The sequence below is a fragment of the Burkholderia sp. ABCPW 11 genome (genome assembly GCF_001523445.1).
In the GTDB taxonomy this organism is placed as follows: Bacteria; Pseudomonadota; Gammaproteobacteria; order Burkholderiales; family Burkholderiaceae; genus Burkholderia.
Genome location: NZ_LOVM01000017.1, coordinates 117,543 through 136,475, shown reverse-complemented (window position 1 = coordinate 136,475; position 18,933 = coordinate 117,543). Strand labels below are relative to the sequence as shown.

The 18,933-nt window shown below is 67.0% G+C and carries 18 protein-coding genes and 1 tRNA gene; 8 read left to right on the top strand and 11 right to left on the bottom strand.

From position 1 onward, the window contains the following. The first annotated feature begins 81 nt into the window (after positions 1–81). From WS61_RS07725 to WS61_RS07705, 5 genes are all read left to right on the top strand, one after another. Entirely contained in the window at positions 82–474 is a 393-nt protein-coding gene (locus tag WS61_RS07725; RefSeq protein ID WP_059499929.1) for a hypothetical protein, read from the top strand. Positions 475–821: 347 nt separating this feature from the next. Next, on the top strand, positions 822–1,115 hold the full coding sequence (locus tag WS61_RS07720; RefSeq protein ID WP_059499928.1) for a hypothetical protein: 294 nt from the start codon (positions 822–824) through the stop codon (positions 1,113–1,115). A 317-nt stretch (positions 1,116–1,432) separates the two neighbouring features. Next, a complete protein-coding gene (locus tag WS61_RS07715; protein ID WP_059499927.1) occupies positions 1,433–1,924 on the top strand; it encodes an energy transducer TonB in 492 nt (163 codons plus the stop codon). Between the two features lie 302 nt (positions 1,925–2,226). Next, on the top strand, positions 2,227–3,537 hold the full coding sequence (locus WS61_RS07710; RefSeq protein WP_059499926.1) for an MFS transporter: 1,311 nt from the start codon (positions 2,227–2,229) through the stop codon (positions 3,535–3,537). A gap of 105 nt (positions 3,538–3,642) precedes the next feature. Further along, complete coding sequence (locus WS61_RS07705) at positions 3,643–3,822, top strand: hypothetical protein (protein WP_059499925.1); 180 nt, start codon at positions 3,643–3,645, stop codon at positions 3,820–3,822. 19 nt (positions 3,823–3,841) lie between these two features. On the opposite strand, the gene waaC is transcribed toward WS61_RS07705, so the two are convergent. Continuing rightward, the gene (gene waaC / locus WS61_RS07700; protein ID WP_059499924.1) at positions 3,842–4,840 is read right to left on the bottom strand and encodes a lipopolysaccharide heptosyltransferase I; all 999 of its coding nucleotides are present in this window, start codon (positions 4,838–4,840) and stop codon (positions 3,842–3,844) included. Positions 4,841–5,036: 196 nt separating this feature from the next. Here waaC and WS61_RS07695 point away from each other — a divergent pair, with 196 nt between their 5' ends. Beyond that, positions 5,037–6,584: a chloride channel protein gene (locus WS61_RS07695; RefSeq protein ID WP_059499923.1), complete on the top strand. Its 1,548-nt coding sequence runs from the start codon at positions 5,037–5,039 to the stop codon at positions 6,582–6,584. Between the two features lie 116 nt (positions 6,585–6,700). On the opposite strand, the gene WS61_RS07690 is transcribed toward WS61_RS07695, so the two are convergent. The 5 genes from WS61_RS07690 to WS61_RS07670 form a co-directional block, all read right to left on the bottom strand. After that, entirely contained in the window at positions 6,701–7,102 is a 402-nt protein-coding gene (locus WS61_RS07690; protein ID WP_059499922.1) for a YXWGXW repeat-containing protein, read from the bottom strand. Positions 7,103–7,262: 160 nt separating this feature from the next. Continuing rightward, positions 7,263–7,517, bottom strand: a complete 255-nt coding sequence (gene minE / locus WS61_RS07685; RefSeq protein ID WP_006476634.1) for a cell division topological specificity factor MinE — start codon at positions 7,515–7,517, stop codon at positions 7,263–7,265. A gap of 12 nt (positions 7,518–7,529) precedes the next feature. Continuing rightward, positions 7,530–8,345, bottom strand: a complete 816-nt coding sequence (minD, locus tag WS61_RS07680; RefSeq protein ID WP_006476635.1) for a septum site-determining protein MinD — start codon at positions 8,343–8,345, stop codon at positions 7,530–7,532. A gap of 59 nt (positions 8,346–8,404) precedes the next feature. After that, a complete protein-coding gene (minC, locus tag WS61_RS07675; protein ID WP_059499921.1) occupies positions 8,405–9,190 on the bottom strand; it encodes a septum site-determining protein MinC in 786 nt (261 codons plus the stop codon). 170 nt (positions 9,191–9,360) lie between these two features. Further along, a complete protein-coding gene (locus WS61_RS07670; protein WP_257127200.1) occupies positions 9,361–9,984 on the bottom strand; it encodes a GNAT family N-acetyltransferase in 624 nt (207 codons plus the stop codon). Between the two features lie 553 nt (positions 9,985–10,537). On the opposite strand from WS61_RS07670, the gene WS61_RS07665 reads away from it, so the two are divergent. Then, positions 10,538–11,698 (top strand): alkane 1-monooxygenase, encoded by a 1,161-nt coding sequence (locus WS61_RS07665; protein WP_059499919.1) that lies wholly within the window; start codon positions 10,538–10,540, stop codon positions 11,696–11,698. A 418-nt stretch (positions 11,699–12,116) separates the two neighbouring features. Here WS61_RS07665 and WS61_RS07660 read toward each other — a convergent pair. Together WS61_RS07660 and serS are read right to left on the bottom strand one after the other, a co-directional pair. Then, a tRNA-Ser gene (locus WS61_RS07660) sits at positions 12,117–12,207 on the bottom strand. A gap of 117 nt (positions 12,208–12,324) precedes the next feature. Next, the gene (gene serS / locus WS61_RS07655) at positions 12,325–13,626 is read right to left on the bottom strand and encodes a serine--tRNA ligase (protein WP_059499918.1); all 1,302 of its coding nucleotides are present in this window, start codon (positions 13,624–13,626) and stop codon (positions 12,325–12,327) included. A gap of 258 nt (positions 13,627–13,884) precedes the next feature. Between serS and WS61_RS07650 the strand changes: the two genes are divergently transcribed. Beyond that, positions 13,885–14,157, top strand: a complete 273-nt coding sequence (locus tag WS61_RS07650) for a DUF2164 domain-containing protein (protein WP_059499917.1) — start codon at positions 13,885–13,887, stop codon at positions 14,155–14,157. 43 nt (positions 14,158–14,200) lie between these two features. Here WS61_RS07650 and WS61_RS07645 read toward each other — a convergent pair whose 3' ends face one another. The 3 genes from WS61_RS07645 to WS61_RS07635 all read right to left on the bottom strand — a co-directional run bounded on the left by WS61_RS07645 (position 14,201) and on the right by WS61_RS07635 (position 18,723). Beyond that, the gene (locus WS61_RS07645; protein ID WP_059499916.1) at positions 14,201–15,511 is read right to left on the bottom strand and encodes a replication-associated recombination protein A; all 1,311 of its coding nucleotides are present in this window, start codon (positions 15,509–15,511) and stop codon (positions 14,201–14,203) included. 175 nt (positions 15,512–15,686) lie between these two features. Then, the gene (lolA, locus tag WS61_RS07640) at positions 15,687–16,376 is read right to left on the bottom strand and encodes an outer membrane lipoprotein chaperone LolA (RefSeq protein ID WP_059499915.1); all 690 of its coding nucleotides are present in this window, start codon (positions 16,374–16,376) and stop codon (positions 15,687–15,689) included. A 37-nt stretch (positions 16,377–16,413) separates the two neighbouring features. Beyond that, entirely contained in the window at positions 16,414–18,723 is a 2,310-nt protein-coding gene (locus tag WS61_RS07635; protein ID WP_059499914.1) for a DNA translocase FtsK, read from the bottom strand. Positions 18,724–18,933: the final 210 nt, after the last annotated feature.

Here is an 18,933-nt window from a genome sequence, read left to right as displayed (position 1 = left end):
TGCGCTCCGCACGTTCCGACGCGCCTCGCCGGATGCCGTTACAATCCCGCGCTCCGATTCGCGAAACGGGAAATCCACGTCATGAAGCCCTTCCTCGTCTCGTCGCTCGTCGCCGTGCTGGCCGTCGTCAGCACGCATGCAGCGGCCGACACCGCCGCCGGCAGCGACGCACAGGCGTCGTGCGCGATCGCGTACGTAACCGGCGTCGGCGGTTCGCCGCGCGGCCTGAGCGAATACCTCGCCAGTCCGTCGCCGTACAACTACCTGAAGGACAACGAGCTTCAGTGCAAGGTGGGCGACGACGGGCGCACGTCGAACTGCACCGGCGTGACCTACCTTCGCAACGAACAGGTCAGCGTATACGACGATTCCGATCCTGCGACGCTGACCGTCGTCGCGCGCGTGGAACTCGATCACGGCCAGAAGTATCCGGTGATCGTCGTCGTGCAACGCAAGGACGCGCGCTGCAAGTAGCGATGTCGCGGTGCGACACGCCTGTCGATCGAGTCGGAACGCGCGTTTGCGCCGTGCCCTGCGCGGCACCTGGCTGGCAGGCCGGGGCGGCGGCGCCGTACACGAACGCGCCGCACGCGATCAATACGACAATCCCCGCTTCCGTCGCTCGCCAATGGAATCGGCGCCCGATCGTCGGCGCCGAATCGGCATGGTATGCGCACCCGGCCGGAAGTCGCCGCACCACCGCCGCACGCCTCCCGACCCACCCCGCCATCGCCTAGAATTCGTTCAACACGGCGACACGAACGCCGCCGCGTATTCGATGCCGCACGCGCCACCCTTGCGTACGGCACACGGAGATCGCCATGACCGACCTGTCGACCGCGACGAACCACGTCGATTACGAAGGCTTCGAGATCCATGTCGTGCCGGCCGCGGTGCCCGGCAGCGACACGCGCTATACCTACACCGGCTACGTATGTCATCCGGGTGCGAATCCCGCGCTGCCCGGCCATGCGGTGCCGTTCCACGCGGACGGCGAGGAAAGCTTCGCGAGCCTCGACGAGGCCGCCCACGAAGCCGTGCACATCGGCAAGAGCATCATCGACGGCACACATCCCGACCTGTCGGTACTGTCGCTCGTGACGCACGGCTTCTGACGCGGCCGGCCCGCATCGCTTGCGATCGAGCGGACGGCCAGCCGAAATTGCCGCATCGGCCGAGCGCGCCGCCCGCCCGGACGGATCGCGGCATGCCGTGGCTTTCAACTTCGCAACACGCGCGTGCCCCGATGTGGCGCTGTCACATGTCGCGTCGCATCGGGGCGCACCATGCACACGCACGTTGCTCGACGCGGCGCCCGGCCGCCATCATCAGCGATCGCAGCGACCGGTCCCGCGCGCTATGCGTTTCTCCCCATATCGCGTCGCGTCGGTGCGCCTATCATTTTTTTATCGTCCCTCCTGGCCGTCACCTCATGCGCCCCCTTCTCCGTCCGCGCGTCGCCCGGCTGCGTGTTGCCGCGCTGGCCGCCGTCGCCCTGCTTGCCGCGTGCACGATCACGCCACCTTCGTCGCTACGCTCGGTCCTGACGATTCCGTCCGTCACACGCAGCGGCAGCCTCGACCAGTATCGCGTCGAGGTCGCCCATCGTGTCGCCGAACGCAATCCGTCCGGGATGCTGCACGGCACACCGCAGGCCATGCTGCGTTCGCTCGTCGTCGTGGCCTTCACCGTCGACGGCAGCGGCCGCGTCATCAATGCATCCGTCTATCGCAGCAACGGCGACAGCGAAGCGGAAGCGCTCGCGCTCGCGTCGCTGCGCCGCTCGGCCCCGCTGCCGGCGCCGCCGTCGCGGCTGCTCGACGGCAACGGCCGGCTCGAACTGATGGAAGGCTGGCTCTTCAACGACGACGGTCACTTCCAGCTGCAAAGCACCGCGTCCGCGCAGGCGCAATCGATCGATTGACGCGCCGCCGCGACCCGATTGCGGGTGAGCGGCGGCGGTGGCTATAATTTTCCGCACTCGCGCGGCCATCACGCCGCGCGTGCGTTCGCGCGCCCCACCCGGCAAGCGAGCCGACCACGCCGGCACCGGGCGGCGACGTACCCGTCTCCATCGTCGACCGGCGGGTGACGTCCGCGCCACGGCGCGCGTCCACGCCGCCACCGCGTCATCCGCATCATCATCTGCCCGGCTGCTCCCGGCAGGCAAGCGCCTGCCCGAATGCATGCTCGGCCGACCGCCCCAACGACAAAACGGAGACATCCATGTCCGCATCCCCCCCGGCCGTTGCACACGCAACCGGTTCGGCCGGCGCCGTCAGCCACCGGCGCATCGTGTTCGCGAGCTTCATCGGCACCGCGATCGAGTTCTACGATTTCTACGTGTACGCGACAGCCGCCGCGCTCGTCATCGGCCCCGTGTTCTTCCCGCACGGCTCGGCGACGGCGCAGGCGCTGTCCGCGTTCGTCACGTTCGGCATCGCGTTCATCGCGCGCCCGATCGGCTCGTTCCTGTTCGGGCACTTCGGCGACCGCATCGGCCGCAAATCGACGCTCGTCGCATCGCTGCTCGTGATGGGCGTGTCCACCACCGCGATCGGCTTCGTGCCCGGCTACGACGCGATCGGCGCGCTCGCGCCGGTACTGCTGTGCGTGCTGCGCTTCGGCCAGGGGATCGGCCTCGGCGGCGAATGGGGCGGTGCGGCGCTGCTCGCGACCGAGCACGCGCCGCAGGGCAAGCGCGGCTGGTTCGGGATGTTCCCGCAACTGGGGCCGTCGGTCGGCTTCCTGATGTCGAACGGGCTATTCTTCGCGCTCGCGCTGTCGTTGTCCGACGAGCAGTTCCGCAGCTGGGGCTGGCGCATCCCGTTCCTCGTCAGCGCGGTGCTCGTCGCGCTCGGCCTGTACGTGCGACTCAAGATCACCGAAACGCCCGCGTTCCAGGCCGCACTCGATCGCAACGAGCGCGTGCGCGTGCCGGTCGCGACGCTCGTCACGCAGCACTGGCAGCCGACGCTGCTCGGCGCGCTCGCGATGGTCGTCTGCTACACGCTGTTCTACATCTCGACGGTGTTCTCGCTGTCGTACGGCGTATCGACGCTGCATATTCCGCGCCAGAGCTTCCTCGGCCTGCTGTGCTTCGCGGTCGTCTTCATGGGCCTCGCGACGCCGCTGTCCGCCTGGGCGTCGGACCGCTTCGGTCGCAAGCCGGTGCTGGTCGTCGGCGCGATCGCGGCGCTGCTGTCGGGATTCGCGATGGAGCCGCTGCTCGGCAGCGGCTCGATGCCGCTCGTCGCGCTGTTCCTGACGATCGAGCTGTTCCTGATGGGCGTGACGTTCGCCCCGATGGGCGCGCTGCTGCCGGAATTGTTCCCGACCAACGTCCGGTATACGGGCGCGGGCGTGGCGTACAACCTCGGCGGGATTCTCGGTGCGTCGATCGCACCGTATATCGCGCAACTGCTGGCTGCGCATGGCGGGCTGTCGTGGGTCGGCGGCTATGTGTCGGTGGCCGCGGCGATCAGCCTGATCGGCGTACTGCTGATGCGCGAAACGCGGGACGCGTCGCTCGTCTGACCCTCCGGGGCGACCCGGGTTGTGCGGCGGCGAGCGCTCTCTATACTCGATCCTGGGCGCGTCGTTACGCGCCCTCGGATCCCGCCCCCGACAGGAGCCGCCGCCATGAATATCCGCCTCGCCAACGCCGATCTCGTCCTGATCCTCGCACTCGCGCTGGGTGGCGCGCTACTGCTCGCGCTGCGGTTCCGGCCGAAGACCTGGCGCGGCCTCGTGTTCGAGGCGCTGCTGGCGAATCTGGCGGCCATTGCCGCCGTCGTCACGGTCGAGATGTTGCTGGCCTGATCGCGGCCGCCGCGCCGCGTCAGGCGGACAGCCGCGCGCGCAACGCGCCGTAGGCCGGGCAGACCGTATCGATCGCGTCCAGCGCCTCGCCGACGGTCGGCATCGCCCCCGGCTCGCCGATCGACAGCGCCGTCGGCGCGCCGCCGATGCCGCAATGGTGGCGCGACGTCGCGACGAAAATCATCACGGTCGGCCGCTGCAGTGCGTGCGCCATGTGCACGAACCCCGTATCGACGCCCACCACGAGCGCAGCCCGGCCAAGCGCCGCGCCGAGCTCGCGCACCGTCATCGCCGGTAACACGATCGCGCCCGGCGCACGGGCGGCGATATCCTGCGCATCGTCGTGCTCGGCCGCCGATCCCCACGGCAGCAGCACGCGCACGCCGCGCGCCATCATCTGCGTGGCAAGGGCGGCCCAATGCTCGGCCGGCCACTTCTTGTCGGGGTTGGACGTGGCATGGAACAGCAGCATGAACGGCCCGCCGTCGGTCACGGCGGCTGGCAGGCTGGCGTCCTGCGGCGCGACGATGCCGTACGCGGCAGGCCCTTCGGGCACGTAGCCGAGCGCTTCGCCGGCACTCACGCGCATCCCGTGCCATGCATCGCAGTCCGGTCGCGGACCGAAACGGTGCGAATACGCGAAGCGCGCGCCCGTTTCGCCGAGATCCTGCGTCTGATAGCCAACGCGGCGCGCGGCGCGCGCCAGCGACGAAATGATCGCGCTCTTGTAGACGCCGTGCAGATCGATGACCGCGTCGTACCGATGCGCACGCAACGCACCGATCGATGCCGAGATCGCCTTCAGGTCACCGGCGTTGCGCATTTTCTTGAAGCGGCGCAGCGGCGCGCACAGGACGACGCTCACGCCCGGATGCCAGCGTACGACCTCCGCGCACGATTCGTCCACGGCCCAGTCGACCGTCACGCCGGGGAAGGCGCGATGCAGGTCGGCAACGACAGGCAGCGTCTGGACGACGTCACCGAGCGACGTCACTTTCACGATAAGGATGCGTTTCACGATTTGCGGGGGAATCCTCGACTGGCCATCTCGGCATGCTAACGACGGTTGCTATGTGCAGACATTACGCGAGCATTACATTTGCAACAAATTGCATCTGTTTTGTGAATTTTTGTCGCCCCATTCGGGCTTTTGTCGTCCCCGCCGGCATCCGGTTCTTTTTATAATCGACTCTTTGCCCCTCCGGCCCGCCCCAATGCCGCGCCCCGCCCTCCCCGCGCTGTTTCCCGCCCTCACCCGCCGCTCACTGCGAATCTGGCGCCAATATGGTGTTTTCTGGCTGGGCGCGATCGTCGTCGGCCTCGCCGCCGTACTGTACGCCCGATTGATCGACTGGGGTTACGAGACCTTCCGCGCGATGCGCGATCACGCCGTCTGGCTGCCGCTGTTGCTGACACCGGCGATCGCCGCGATGTCGGCATGGATCACGCGGCGCTTTTTTCGCGGCGCCGAGGGCAGCGGCATCCCGCAGGTGATCGCGACGCTGCATGCGCGCCCGAGCGCATTCGGCGCTCGGCTGCTGACGCTGCGCATCCTGTTCGGCAAGGTGCTGATCTCGTTCCTCGGCATCCTGGGCGGCTTCACGATCGGTCGCGAAGGGCCGACGGTACAGGTGGGTGCGGCGCTGATGTTCAACCTGCGGCGCTTCTACCCGCGCTCGAACGCGCAGATCGAACGCCAGTTGGTGCTGGCCGGCGCGGCGGCCGGGCTGTCGGCCGCCTTCAATACGCCGCTCGCCGGGATCGTGTTCGCGATCGAGGAGCTGACCCGCAGCTTCTCCGCGCGCGCCAGCGGCGTACTGATCACCGCGATCATCCTCGCCGGCGTCGTCGCGCTCGGCCTGAACGGCAACTACACGTATTTCGGCACGATCGACGCCGGCCTCCATTTCCCGAAACTGCTGGCGGTCGCGGTGCTGGTCACCGCGATCGTGACGGGCATCGCGGGCGGCCTGTTCTGCTGGCTGCTGCTCAACACGGGGCGCTGGCTGCCCGCGCAACTGCTGGGCCTGTATCGCGAGCGGCCGATCGCGTTCGCCGCGCTGTGCGGCTTCGCGATCGCCGTCGTGGGCCTCGTATCCGGCGGCACGACGTTCGGCAGCGGCTATGCCGAGGCGCGCGGCCTGCTCGACGGCAGCCAGCAGCTGTCGGTGTTCTATCCGTTCCTGAAGATGATCTCGATGGTCGCGTCGTACCTGCCGGGCATCCCGGGCGGGATCTTCGCGCCGTCGCTGTCGATCGGCGCCGGCTTCGGCAACCTGCTGCACGCCGTGTTCAGCAACATGAGCCTGCCGATGCTGATCGCGCTCGCGATGGTCGGCTATCTTGCCGCCGTCACGCAGTCGCCGATCACGTCGTTCGTGATCGTGATGGAAATGATCAACGGTCATGCGCTGGTGATTTCGCTGATGGCGACCGCACTGGTATCGAGCCGGGTCTCGCGCTTTTTCGCGCCACCGCTCTACGAAACGCTCGCGCAGCGCTATCTCGCGCCGCCGGCCGCTGCCGCCGCGCCGGCAGCGGCCGCCGCAGCGGCCACTGCGGGCAACGTGACCGACGTGACCGAACCCCAGGATGCGAACGCGGCCCCCGCCGATCCGCTCGACACGCTGCGCGACGAAGGCGGCGACGAGCCGGCCGCCGCGGCGGCCGACAGCGCCGCGCATGCGCCGCACGATGCCGGGCCGGCCGCGACCGACGCAAACGGTTCGGCGCAGCGGCACGGCCCCCACGACGCTCAGTAGATCACGACGGGTGCCGGCCGGTAGTAGACCGGGCGCGCCGGCACGACGATGCACCCGGCCAGCGTGATCGCGACGAGCACGATGGCGATTGCGGTTCTTTTCATCGCGCGCCTCCGTCAAGCCCAGTGGCCGCGCGTCCAGAACCAGTTCGGGCCGCGCTGGTCCCAATGCCCCGGCACCCATTGCATGCCCACGCGCTCGGCTTCCCAGTGGCCGCCGATCCACACGTAGCGGCCATGATCCCAGTGCCAGTGCCCGCGCTCCCACACATAGCCCACGCGCGTGGCCGGTACGACCTCGTAGCGCACGGGCGGCGGCGCATTCGGCGCGACGACGACGATTTCCGCGGTGCGCACGGCGACCGGCTCCGCGATGACCATGCGCCCCTGCGGCGCGAGCACGGGCGTGCCGACGAGCATCTCGTCCGCATGCGCGGCACACGGTGCGACGACGGCTGACAGGCCCGCGGCGAACAGCGCGAGCGAAACGATACGACGTGAAACGGTAGAAACGGCCATCACAACCTCCGGGTTGAACAAGTCACGCGAGCGTATTCGTTCAATGCGGGAGGGTCGATTACGGCCGACAGGCGCCGTGTTACGGCGTGCCCGAAAGTGCAACAGGGCGTAAGACGCGCACGGCGGCGGGCGCCGCCGTGCGGAAGGACGCGCGCAAGCGTCAGGCTTGCGGGATCTCGATCTTCACTTCGAGGACTTCGAGATCGTCCTGGCGCTCGAGGCTCACGCGAATGTCATCGTCGGAAATATGAACGTACTTCGAGATGACCGCGACGAGCTCTTTCTGCAGCGCGGGCAGGTAATCGGCCGGCGGCCGGCCGCCGACCCGCTCGTGCGCGATGATGAGCTGCAGGCGCTCCTTCGCGACCGATGCGGACTTCTTCTTCTCGCCGAGGAGAAACGAAAGGATGGACATGGGCGGCCTCCGTTACTTGCTGCCGAAGAGGCGCTGCAGCAGGCCCGGCTTCTGGTAATCGGTGAAGCGCAGCGGCTTGTCCTCGCCGAGAAAGCGCGCGACGACGTCCTTGTACGCTTCCGCGACGTCGGTGCCGTCGATGTGCACGGCCGGCAGACCCTGGTTCGATGCGTGCAGCACGGCCTCCGACTCCGGCACCACGCCGATCAGCTTGATGCGCAGGATCTCGCTGATGTCCTCGAGCGACAGCATCTCGCCCTCGCTCACGCGCTTCGGGCTGTAACGCGTGATCAGCAGATGTTCCTTGATCGGCTCCTTGCCTTCGGTCGCGCGCTTCGTCTTCGACGACAGGATGCCGAGAATGCGATCCGAGTCGCGCACCGACGACACTTCCGGGTTCGTGACGATCAGCGCTTCATCCGCGAAGTACATCGCGTGCAGCGCGCCCGCCTCGATACCGGCCGGCGAATCGCAGACGATGTATTCGAAGTCCATCGCGACGAGATCGTTCAGCACCTTCTCGACGCCGTCGCGCGTCAGCGCGTCCTTGTCGCGCGTCTGCGACGCCGGCAGGATGAACAGGTTCTCGCACTTCTTGTCCTTGATCAGCGCCTGGTTCAGGTTCGCTTCGCCCTGGATCACGTTCACGAGGTCATACACGACGCGACGCTCGCAGCCCATGATGAGATCGAGGTTGCGCAGGCCGACGTCGAAGTCGATCACGGCCGTCTTGTGGCCGCGCAGCGCGAGGCCCGACGCGAAGCTCGCGCTCGTCGTCGTCTTGCCCACGCCGCCCTTGCCCGAGGTCACCACGATGATTTTTGCCATTTACCCAATACCCTGTGTTCGTCAATGAGAGCCGATCGATCCGGAGCGCACCGCGTGAATCACGTCAGCCGCAGCGGTTCGATCATCAGTTTTTCCTCTTCGAGCCGGATCTGCACCGATTTGCCCAGTACGTCGGCGGGCAGCGGGTTCTCGGTCGTTCGATAGATACCCGCGATCGAAATCAGTTCCGGTTCGAGACACGTGCAGAAAATGCGCGCGTCGTGATTGCCGTGCACGCCCGCCAGCGCGCGGCCGCGCAACGGCGCGTAGATGTGGATATTGCCTTCCGCGATGATTTCCGCGCCGTGACTGACCGGCGCGAGCACCACGAGGTCTCCTTTCGCGTAAATCTGCTGCCCCGAACGCAGCGGCCGGTCGATCACCAGCGTCTGGCCGCCGGCCTGCGAGAGCGTCGGCGCGGGCTCCGACGACTGTTCGGGCGCCGCTGCGGTTGCCGCAGCGGCGGCGGTTTCGGCGGCTGGCACGGCCGCCGGTTCCGCTTCGTCGGCAGGTTTCGCGGCCGGCGCGCGGCGATCGCGCGCCTCCAGCAACGGCAGGCCGGCTTCCCCCGCCCAGCCCTGCGTTGCCAGTGCGACGACGCCCACCGGACGCATCCGCACGTCGTTCAGCATCTGCCGGATGTCCGCGAGCGCGACGCGTTCGCCGTCAGCCAGGCGGCGGACGTCGATCGCGACGACATCGTCGGCGAAAAACTCGGGAGTCGCTTCGAAGCGCTTGACCAGTTCGGTACGCAACGCATCGAGATCGGTCGTCTTCACGGTGAACAGCAACGTATCGACCGATCCGCTGCGCAGCTCGAAGAATGGCGATTTTTTAAGCGACATGGACACTCTGCAAAAATTTTTTGCGTATTTTACAGGCGTCCACGCGTGCGGCCATTATTTTTGGGACGAGGAGCGGTGGCGACCCGGGCGGACGCGGCACCGGCCAGCGGGCGGGCCGGTGGGCGACCAGGCTGTCATTGCGCCACGCGGCTGCCTATTTTGAGGTCGCGTCAGTGCTTCACCTGCGACACGAACAGCGATTTCATCGCGCCGGGCATCCGTGCGATCGGCGCGTGTTCGCCGGTGTTGCCGAAGCCGGCACGCTCGTAGAAGCGGATCGCGTTGCGGTTCGCATCGGCGATCCACGCGTAGACGTCGGTGGCGCCGCGCTCGGCGAGCCATGCGGTGGCCGTCTCCAGCAGCAGCACGCCGCCGCGCAGGTGACGCACCGCATGCGCGACCCACAATTCGCTGACGAACGCGCGCCGATCGGGGCTGTTGTCGAAATACGCGCCGATCATGCCGGCCGGGTGGCCTTCGGTGTACAGCAGGAAAGTCGTCGACTCATCGGACACGGCACGCTGCGCGGCAATCGCCGACGCCTCGTCCGTTTCGACGGTCAGCAATTCGGCCTCCGGCGCTTCGCCGGGGGCGTAGGGCTCACGCAGCGACGCGGCGCGGAGTTCGCGATACACGCCGCCCTGATCGGCAGCGATACGACGAACGGTCAAGGTCGAACTCATGCAGGCACAGCCCCCTTCGGACAGCAAGCTAGTAGCTTCAACCGAAAGCGGGGCATGAGTCAAATCGTAATTTTCAAATGGCGGCGCGGATCGAAAGGCGGCAGATGTCATCAGCGGCGATACGCGCCGCCCGGTGTGCAGGTGCAGCATCAGCACATCGACGCAGGCCCGCCGACGGTGAGCGCGATCTCGCGATCCGACGCTTCGCGTCGTTCTCCTTGCGACGCGCGGTCGTCCGGTTTCGAGCCGCGTTGCATTGCATCGCCGCGACCGTAATGCTCCGTAATATAAGCAACCGAAAAGCCCGCTGTGCCCCTCCTTCGCCGACCTCTCTATTGCAACGCAACATTTGTTGTAACTCGTCGTACCGACCTGTGCTTGGCGCCTGCGGAGTCATTCCTCCGACAAACACCTCGCCGCCGCGGGCCGATCCACCCGCGTCGGCATGTTTCAATCAGCGCGCGTCGGCCCCTCCCCGACGCATGTTGCGCACATCCCGTCGTTTGGAGCGACGCGCCTAGCGCCGGAGTTTGGCAAGCGCGCGCACCGGTCGTATAACAGGCAGAACCGGACGACGATCCGGCTGCCGCGCGCGTCGCGGACCACGAGGATTCGAACGATGTTGCATGCGGCCGCCCGCGGGCCGGCCGACTGGAGGGAGACAATGGCAATGACCGACGGACCGGCTTCGGGCTGGTCGGATGGCAAGCGTTATCTGTGGCTGCTCGGCGCGCTGACGATCACGCTGCCGATCCTCGCCGCGCAGCTCGCGCTGTCGACGGGCCTTCACGTGTTCTGGTGGTTCGGCCCGCTGTTCGCGTTCGGCGTGATCCCGATCCTCGACACGCTGATCGGCGACGATCGCGACAATCCGCCCGAAGCCGTCGTGCCGCATCTCGAACGCGAGCGCTATTACCGGCACATCGTCTATCTCGCGACTTTCGTCGAATACGTCGCGTTCTTCATGTGCGTGTGGATCGTCGGCACGCATACGCTCGCGTGGTACGACTACGTCGGCTTCGCGCTCTCGCTCGGCGCCGCGACGGGCATCTCGATCAATACCGCGCACGAGCTCGGACACAAGACCGACCGCTTCGAACGCTGGCTCGCGAAGATCACGCTCGCGCCGGTCGCTTACGGCCACTTCTACGTCGAGCACAATCGCGGCCATCACGTGCGCGTCGCGACGGCCGAGGATCCGGCGAGCGCGCGCTACGGCGAGTCGTTCTGGGCATTCCTGCCGCGCACGGTGACCGGCAGCATCCGCTCGGCGTGGCGGCTCGAAAAGGGCCGCCTCGAACGGCTCGGGCATTCGCCGTGGACCTGGCGCAACGAAGTGCTGCACGCGTGGGCGATGACTGCGGTCGTGTGGGGCATCGCGATCGCGGTGGCCGGCAAGGTCGCGATCCCGTTCCTCGTGATCCAGGCCGTCTACGGCGCGTCGCTGCTCGAAGTCGTGAACTACGTCGAACACTACGGGCTCGGCCGTCGCAAGCTGCCAAGCGGCCGCTACGAACGCTGCACACCGCAGCATTCGTGGAACAGCAATCACGTCGTCACGAACCTGTTCCTGTACCAGTTGCAGCGACACGCCGACCATCACGCGAATCCGACGCGCTCGTACCAGGCACTGCGCCACTTCGACGATGCGCCGCAGTTGCCGGCCGGCTACGCGACGATGATCCTGCTCGCGTACGTCCCGCCGCTCTGGTATCGCGTGATGAACCCGCGCGTGGTCGCGCACTATCGCGGCGACATGGCGCACTCGAACATCAAGCCGTCGATCCGCGACAGGGTACTGGCGCAGTATCCGGCGGCGGCGTGATCGTTCGGGATGGGGGAGAAGCCGGCGGACGCGGCTTGAAACGGTCGACGCGCCGGTTTTGCGCGCGCTCGGTGTGGCAGCTGCGCCGTCACGCCTAATCGAACATGGTCCTTCTGCGGCGGGGCCGTGGCGTGCTCGACGAGCGCTGCGAAGATCCACGACCGCGATGACCTCAATCGGCAAAATAACCGTCAGGACTTCCGACGGTCGGTTCGTCGCCGGCGGGTGGGCTCGTCATGCAGCGAGACTGCATCGACGATGCGGCACCATCGTGCGCGCAGTGGAATCGCTATTGTCTCGGCACGACCCGATGCGCCGGTAGCCGGCCTGCCGTCGCCGCATCGGCAATCGACACATTGCACCGGCGGCTCAAAACGAAAAACCCCTTGATCCTTCCGGATCAAGGGGCTTCGTATTTTGGCGGAGAGGGTGGGATTCGAACCCACGGTACGGGGAAACCGTACGCCTGATTTCGAGTCAGGTACATTCGACCACTCTGCCACCTCTCCTTCCTTACTGCATTTCGCGGTTGGTCGTTTCCGCGAAAGAAAAGATTATAAAACGATCTTTTCTTGGCTGACAAGCCCTTTCGGCAAATTTTTTTGCAGGGCTTCGGAAGGCCCGCGTTACGACGCCTGTGCCGGCGCGTCGATCCGCTCGATGCCACCCATGTACGGACGCAGCACTTCCGGCACCGTGACCGAGCCGTCCGCGTTCTGGTAGTTCTCCAGCACCGCGACGAGCGTGCGGCCGACCGCCAGGCCCGAACCGTTCAGCGTATGCACGAGCTCCGGCTTGCCTTGCGCGTTGCGGAACCGCGCCTGCATCCGGCGCGCCTGGAACGCCTCGGTGTTCGAGCAGCTCGAGATCTCGCGATAGGTGTTCTGCGCGGGCAGCCACACCTCGAGGTCGAACGTCTTCGCGGCCGAAAAGCCCATGTCGCCCGTGCACAGCGTGATCACGCGGTACGGCAGGCCGAGCTTCTGCAGGATCGCTTCCGCGTGGCCGACCATCTCGTCGAGCGCCGCGTACGACGTTTCCGGCGCGACGACCTGCACCATCTCGACCTTGTCGAACTGGTGCTGACGGATCATCCCGCGCGTGTCGCGGCCGTACGAACCGGCTTCCGAACGGAAGCACGGGGAATGCGCGGTGAGCTTGATCGGCAGCGCGGATGCGTCGACGATCGACTCGCGCACGGTGTTCGTCAGCGAAATCTCGGACGTGGAAATCAGGTATTGCGTGACCGTGTTTTCCGCGCCGCCCTTCTCGACGCGGAACATGTCGTCCGCGAACTTCGGCAACTGGCCCGTGCCGTACAGGATCTCGGGATTCACGATGTACGGCGTATACGTCTCGGTATAGCCGTGCTGCTGCGTGTGCGTGTCGATCATGAACTGCGCGAGCGCGCGGTGCAGGCGTGCGATCGGGCCGCGCAGCATCGTGAAGCGCGCACCGGCGAGCTTCGCCCCCGTCTCGAAATCGAGACCGAGCGGCGTGCCGACATCGACGTGATCCTTCACCTCGAAGTCGAACTGGCGCGGCGTGCCCCAGCGGCGCACCTCGACGTTGTCGGCTTCGTCCTTGCCGACCGGCACGCTTTCGTGCGCGACGTTCGGCATGCCCAGCATCAGGTCGGACAGGCGCGCCTGGATCTCGCCGAGCTTGGCTTCCGACGCCTTCATGTCGTCGCCGATCCCGCCGACCTCGGCCATCACGGCCGACGTGTCCTCGCCCTTCCCCTTCATCGCGCCGATCTGCTTCGACAGGCTGTTGCGGCGCGCCTGAAGCTCTTCGGTGTGGGTCTGGATCGCGCGGCGCTCCGCCTCGAGGGCGGAGAACGCGGCGACGTCGAGGGTGTAGCCGCGATCGGCGAGGCGCTTGGCGACGCCGTCGAGGTCTTTGCGCAGCAACTGGATGTCGAGCATGGGAGGACTTGGAAAATCGTTGTGTAAGACGGGAATTCTAACGCACCCCGCGGCCGCCACGGCACCGTCCGGACGGACGATGTCGCAAATGGGCGGCCATGGCAGTATCGCACTGGCGGTCCGCCGCATCGGCGGCCGGCGAACGGCCGAGCGCCTCGCGATGACGGATCGCAATACGCTCGCGATACGCCCGCGCCGGCTCGCGGCAACCGAATCGAGCGGAGCGCCGGCTCCGCGTCACAGCCTCCAGGGAATCCGATGACCATCGAACTCGACAAGGATCTACGCGACCGCGCGATCGCGTCGCTGCAACGTTATTTCACAGAAAACATGGACGAGCCGATCGGCAACATCCAGGCCGGCGCGCTGCTGCATTTCTTCGTCCAGGAAATCGCGCCGGCGATCTACAACCTCGCGATCGCCGACGCGCAGGAACGCCTGCATGCGCGAGTCGCCGAACTCGACATCGAATGCCACGAAGAGCCGTTCGAATACTGGAAGAAACAACCGCCGGGCCGCAACAAGCGCTGACGCATCCGCGGCGGCGCAGGCCGGAGCGCCCCGCGCGGCGCCGTCAGTCCTTCTTGCCGGCCTCGCGATCGAGCTCGCGCAGCCATGCAAGCTTGTCGGCGATCTTCGATTCGAGCCCGCGCGGCACCGGCTGATACCAGCGCGGCTCGCGCATCCCGTCCGGCAGGTACGTCTCGCCGGCCGCGTACGCGTTCGGCTCGTCGTGCGCGTAACGATAAGCGTGACCGTAGCCGAGCTCCTTCATCAGCTTGGTCGGCGCGTTGCGCAGGTGCACGGGCACCTCGCGCGACTTGTCCTGCTTCACGAACGCCATCGCCTGGTTGAACGCGTTGTAGCCGGCGTTGCTCTTCGCCGCGCACGCGAGATAGATCACGGCCTGCCCGAGCGCGAGTTCGCCTTCCGGCGAGCCGAGCCGCTCGTAGGTTTCGGCGGCGTCGTTCGCCACCTGCAACGCGCGCGGATCGGCCAGGCCGATGTCTTCCCATGCCATCCGCACGATGCGCCGCGCGAGATACTTCGGATCCGCGCCGCCGTCGAGCATCCGGCAGAACCAGTACAGCGCGCCGTCCGGGCTCGAGCCGCGCACCGACTTGTGCAGCGCCGAAATCTGGTCGTAGAAGTTGTCGCCGCCCTTGTCGAAGCGCCGCGCGTTCAGCGTCATCGCGCTGCTGACGAAATCGGCATCGATCGTCGCGACCCCGGCCGACGTCGCCGCCGTCTGCGCCTGTTCGAGCAGGTTCAGGAAGCGGCGCGCGTCGCCGTCCGCGTAGCCGACCAGCGTATCGATCGCCTTGTCGTCGAACGCGAGGCCGTCGAGCGCGATGTCCTGCGCACGCTTCAGCAACTGGCGCATCTCGTCGTCGTTCAGCGACTTCAGCACGTACACCTGCGCACGCGACAGCAACGCCGAATTGACCTCGAAACTCGGGTTTTCGGTCGTCGCGCCGATGAAGGTCACGAGGCCCGACTCGACGAACGGCAGCAGCGCATCCTGCTGCCCCTTGTTGAAACGGTGGATCTCGTCGACGAACAGGATCGTGTGGCGCCCGGTGCGGTTCAGCGTGTCCTTCGCCTGCTCCATCGACTCGCGAATGTCCTTCACGCCGCCGAGCACCGCGGACAGCGCGATGAACTCGCAGTCGAACGCGAGCGCGGTGAGCCGCGCGAGCGTCGTCTTGCCGACGCCGGGCGGCCCCCACAGGATCATCGAATGCGGCTTGCCCGATTCGAACGCGAGCCGCAGCGGCTTGCCTTCGCCCAGCAAATGCGTCTGGCCGATCACCTCGGCGAGCGTTTTCGGCCGCAGCGCCTCGGCGAGCGGCCGGCGCGGCTCGACTTGAAACAGGTCGGACATGAACCCTCGCTCCACATCAAACGATGGCGGCCGAACCGGCCGCCGGACTCGACATTATGACAGCCGCACGACGGCGCCGCCGCGCCCGGTGTCCGGGCCGGTGCCCACCCACAGAAACGACACGGGCCTGCCGTCGCCGGCAGGCCCGTTGCGGAAAAGCAGCGCGCGGCGCCCGTCAGCCGTTGATCACGTCCGCGCCCTTCGGCACGACGAACTTGAACGTATCGCCCTTCAGCGGCGGGTTCGTCTGGATGTTCGTGAAGGTCAGCAGCGTCACGTTGCCGAACACGTCGTGCAGCTCCATCGCGGCGAGCGTGCCGTTCCGGAAGCCGATGCCGATCCGCTGGAACTGCGTGTCCTGCGCCTTCGGCAGCATCTCGAGCCACTCGATGCCGCCCTTCTCGCCGGCATCGCGCAACGTGTAGCTCTTGTCGAGATCGTTGCTGCCGAACAGGATCGCGGCCGGGCTCGCACCGAGTGCGCCGTTCAGCTTGCGCTCGGTGACCTGGTTCAGGTCGCGGTCGTACACGTACAGCTTGTCGCCGTCGGCCTGCAGCACCTGCTGGTACGGCTTCTGATACGTCCAGATGAATTTGCCAGGCCGCGAGAACACGAACGTGCCGCTCGAATTGTCGGTGGGCTTCGGCGCGGCCTGCGCGGCGCTCGCGCCCTTGGCCGGCGCCTTGACGATCTGCTGCGTGAAATCGCCCTTCGCCGAACGTACCTGCGACACGAAGGCCTTCAGTTGCTCGGTGCCGCCCGCGAACGCGTGCGTCGCCGCGAGCATCAGCGATGCGCCGGCGAGCGCCGCGCCGAGCCAGCGCCGCGTCGAACGAAGAGACATTGCGAACGAATGTTGCTGCATATTGCGGTTTTCTCCCTGGGTGGCCGGCGCCGCGGACTCATTCCGCGTCGCGCGCCGGCACAAGAATTTCGCGGTTGCCGCTCGACGACATCGCCGACACGAGCCCCGACTGTTCCATCTGCTCGAGCAGCCGCGCCGCGCGGTTGTAGCCGATCCGCAGATGACGCTGCACGAGCGAGATCGACGCGCGGCGGTTCTTGATGACGATCTCGACCGCCTGGTCGTACAGCGGATCAGACTCGCCGCCGCCTTCGCCGGTTCCCGCGCCGGCCGAGCCCTCGTCGCCGTCGGCGGTGCCGCCTTCGAGCAGGCCCTCGACGTAGTTCGGCTCGCCCTGCTCCTTGAGCTTTTCGACGACGCGATGCACTTCGTCGTCGGCGACGAACGCGCCGTGCACGCGCACCGGCAATCCCGAGCCGGGCGGCAGGTACAGCATGTCGCCCATCCCGAGCAGCGATTCGGCGCCCATCTGGTCGAGAATCGTGCGCGAGTCGATCTTCGACGACACCTGGAACGCGATCCGCGTCGGCACGTTCGCCTTGATCAGGCCGGTGATCACGTCGACGGACGGCCGCTGCGTCGCGAGGATCAGGTGGATGCCGGCCGCACGCGCCTTCTGCGCGATCCGCGCGATCAGCTCCTCGACCTTCTTGCCGACGACCATCATCAGGTCGGCCAGCTCGTCGATCACGACGACGATGTTCGGCAGCCGGCCGAGCGGCTCGGGATCGTCCGGCGTCAGGCTGAACGGGTTCGGGATCTTCTCCTCGCGCTTCGCCGCCTCGTCGATCTTGTTGTTGTAGCCCGCGAGGTTGCGCACGCCGAGCTTGCTCATCAGCTTGTAGCGGCGCTCCATCTCCGCGACCGTCCAGTTCAGCGCATGGCCGGCCTGGCGCATGTCGGTGACGACCGGGCACAGCAGGTGCGGAATGCCTTCGTAGACGCTCATTTCGAGCATCTTCGGATCGATCAGGATCAGGCGCACCTGCTCGGCGGTGGCCTTGTACAGCAGCGACAGGATCATCGCGTTGATCCCGACCGACTTGCCCGAACCGGTCGTACCGGCCACCAGCAGGTGCGGCATCTTCGCGAGATCCGCGCACACCGGCTTGCCGCCGATGTCCTTGCCGAGGCTCAGCGTCAGCGCCGACGCTGCGGCCGCATACACCTCGGAGCCGATGATCTCAGACAGGTGCACCGTCTGGCGGCGCTGGTTCGGCAGCTCGAGCGCCATGTAGTTCTTGCCGGGAATCGTCTCGACCACGCGGATCGACACGAGCGACAGCGAACGCGCGAGATCCTTCGCGAGGTTGACGATCTGGCTGCCCTTCACGCCGGTGGCCGGTTCGATCTCGTAGCGCGTAACGACCGGGCCCGGATACGCGGCGACGACGCTCGCCTCGACGCCGAAGTCCTTCAGCTTCTTCTCGATCAGGCGCGACGTGAATTCGAGCGTATCGGCGGAAATCGCTTCCTGCGTCTTCGGCGCGGGATCGAGCAGCGACACCGGCGGCAGCGTCGAATCGCCCGGCAGGTCGGTGAACAACGGCACCTGGCGCTCGCGCTCGACGCGCTCGGACTTCGCGGGCGTGACGACCGGCGGCACGATCGTCACCGGCTCGTGATCCTCGATGCGCACGCGCTCCTCCTCGACCTTGCCTTCGCGGCGCACCGCCGCGGCCTCGCCGAGCTTGCGGTCGCGCTCGGCCTCGCGGCGCAGCTTCGCGACGTTGACCGCGGACAGGATCGCGCCGCCGACCCGCTCGGCGACCGACAGCCACGAGAAGCGGAAATACAGCGACAGGCCGATCGCGAGCGCGATCAGCAGCAACAGCGTGCCGCCCGTGAAGCCGAACGCATGCGACATCGCACCCGCGACGGCCTCGCCGACGACGCCGCCCGGCGCACGCGGCAACTGCACCTTCAGCGACCACATGCGCAGCGCCTCGATGCCGTCGCAGGCGAGCACGACCAGCACGAACGCAAGGATTTCGGTCAGCCAGCCGATCGGGCGCTCCGGTTCGTCCGGAATCGCGTCGTGGCGCGTGATGCGGCGGTAGTTGACGGCGATGCGCCGCCCGAGCGGCACGATCAGCCAGTAGGCCGACAGGCCGAACAGCAGCAGGATGATGTCGGCCGTCCACGCGCCGACGCGGCCGGCCCAGTTCGAGATGTGATCGACCTGGGCGGCGTGCGTCCAGCTTGGATCGCGCCGGCTGTAGCTCAGCAGGGCCATCACCAGAAAGGCGCAGAGCGCGACCTGGAGAATCCAGCGGATCTCCGTGAGGAGCTTCGACATCCGGTGCGGCAACGCCTGTGCCTGGGCGGAATAAGGAGCTTTTGCCATGAATCCGTATAAAGAGGACGGGCCGTGCGCCCGCCTGTCGTTCGATCGCGCTTATTGTAAACGCTGCACCGCGCCGCCAAGTGTAAATGACGGTTACATAAGAGGGCCGGGATCACGCATCGAGCGGATACCGGGATACCGCGCGTGCGAGCCCGACACGCGCCGGCCCGTTACTCGCGCTCGACTGTGGCAGTGCGCCGCCCGATGCGG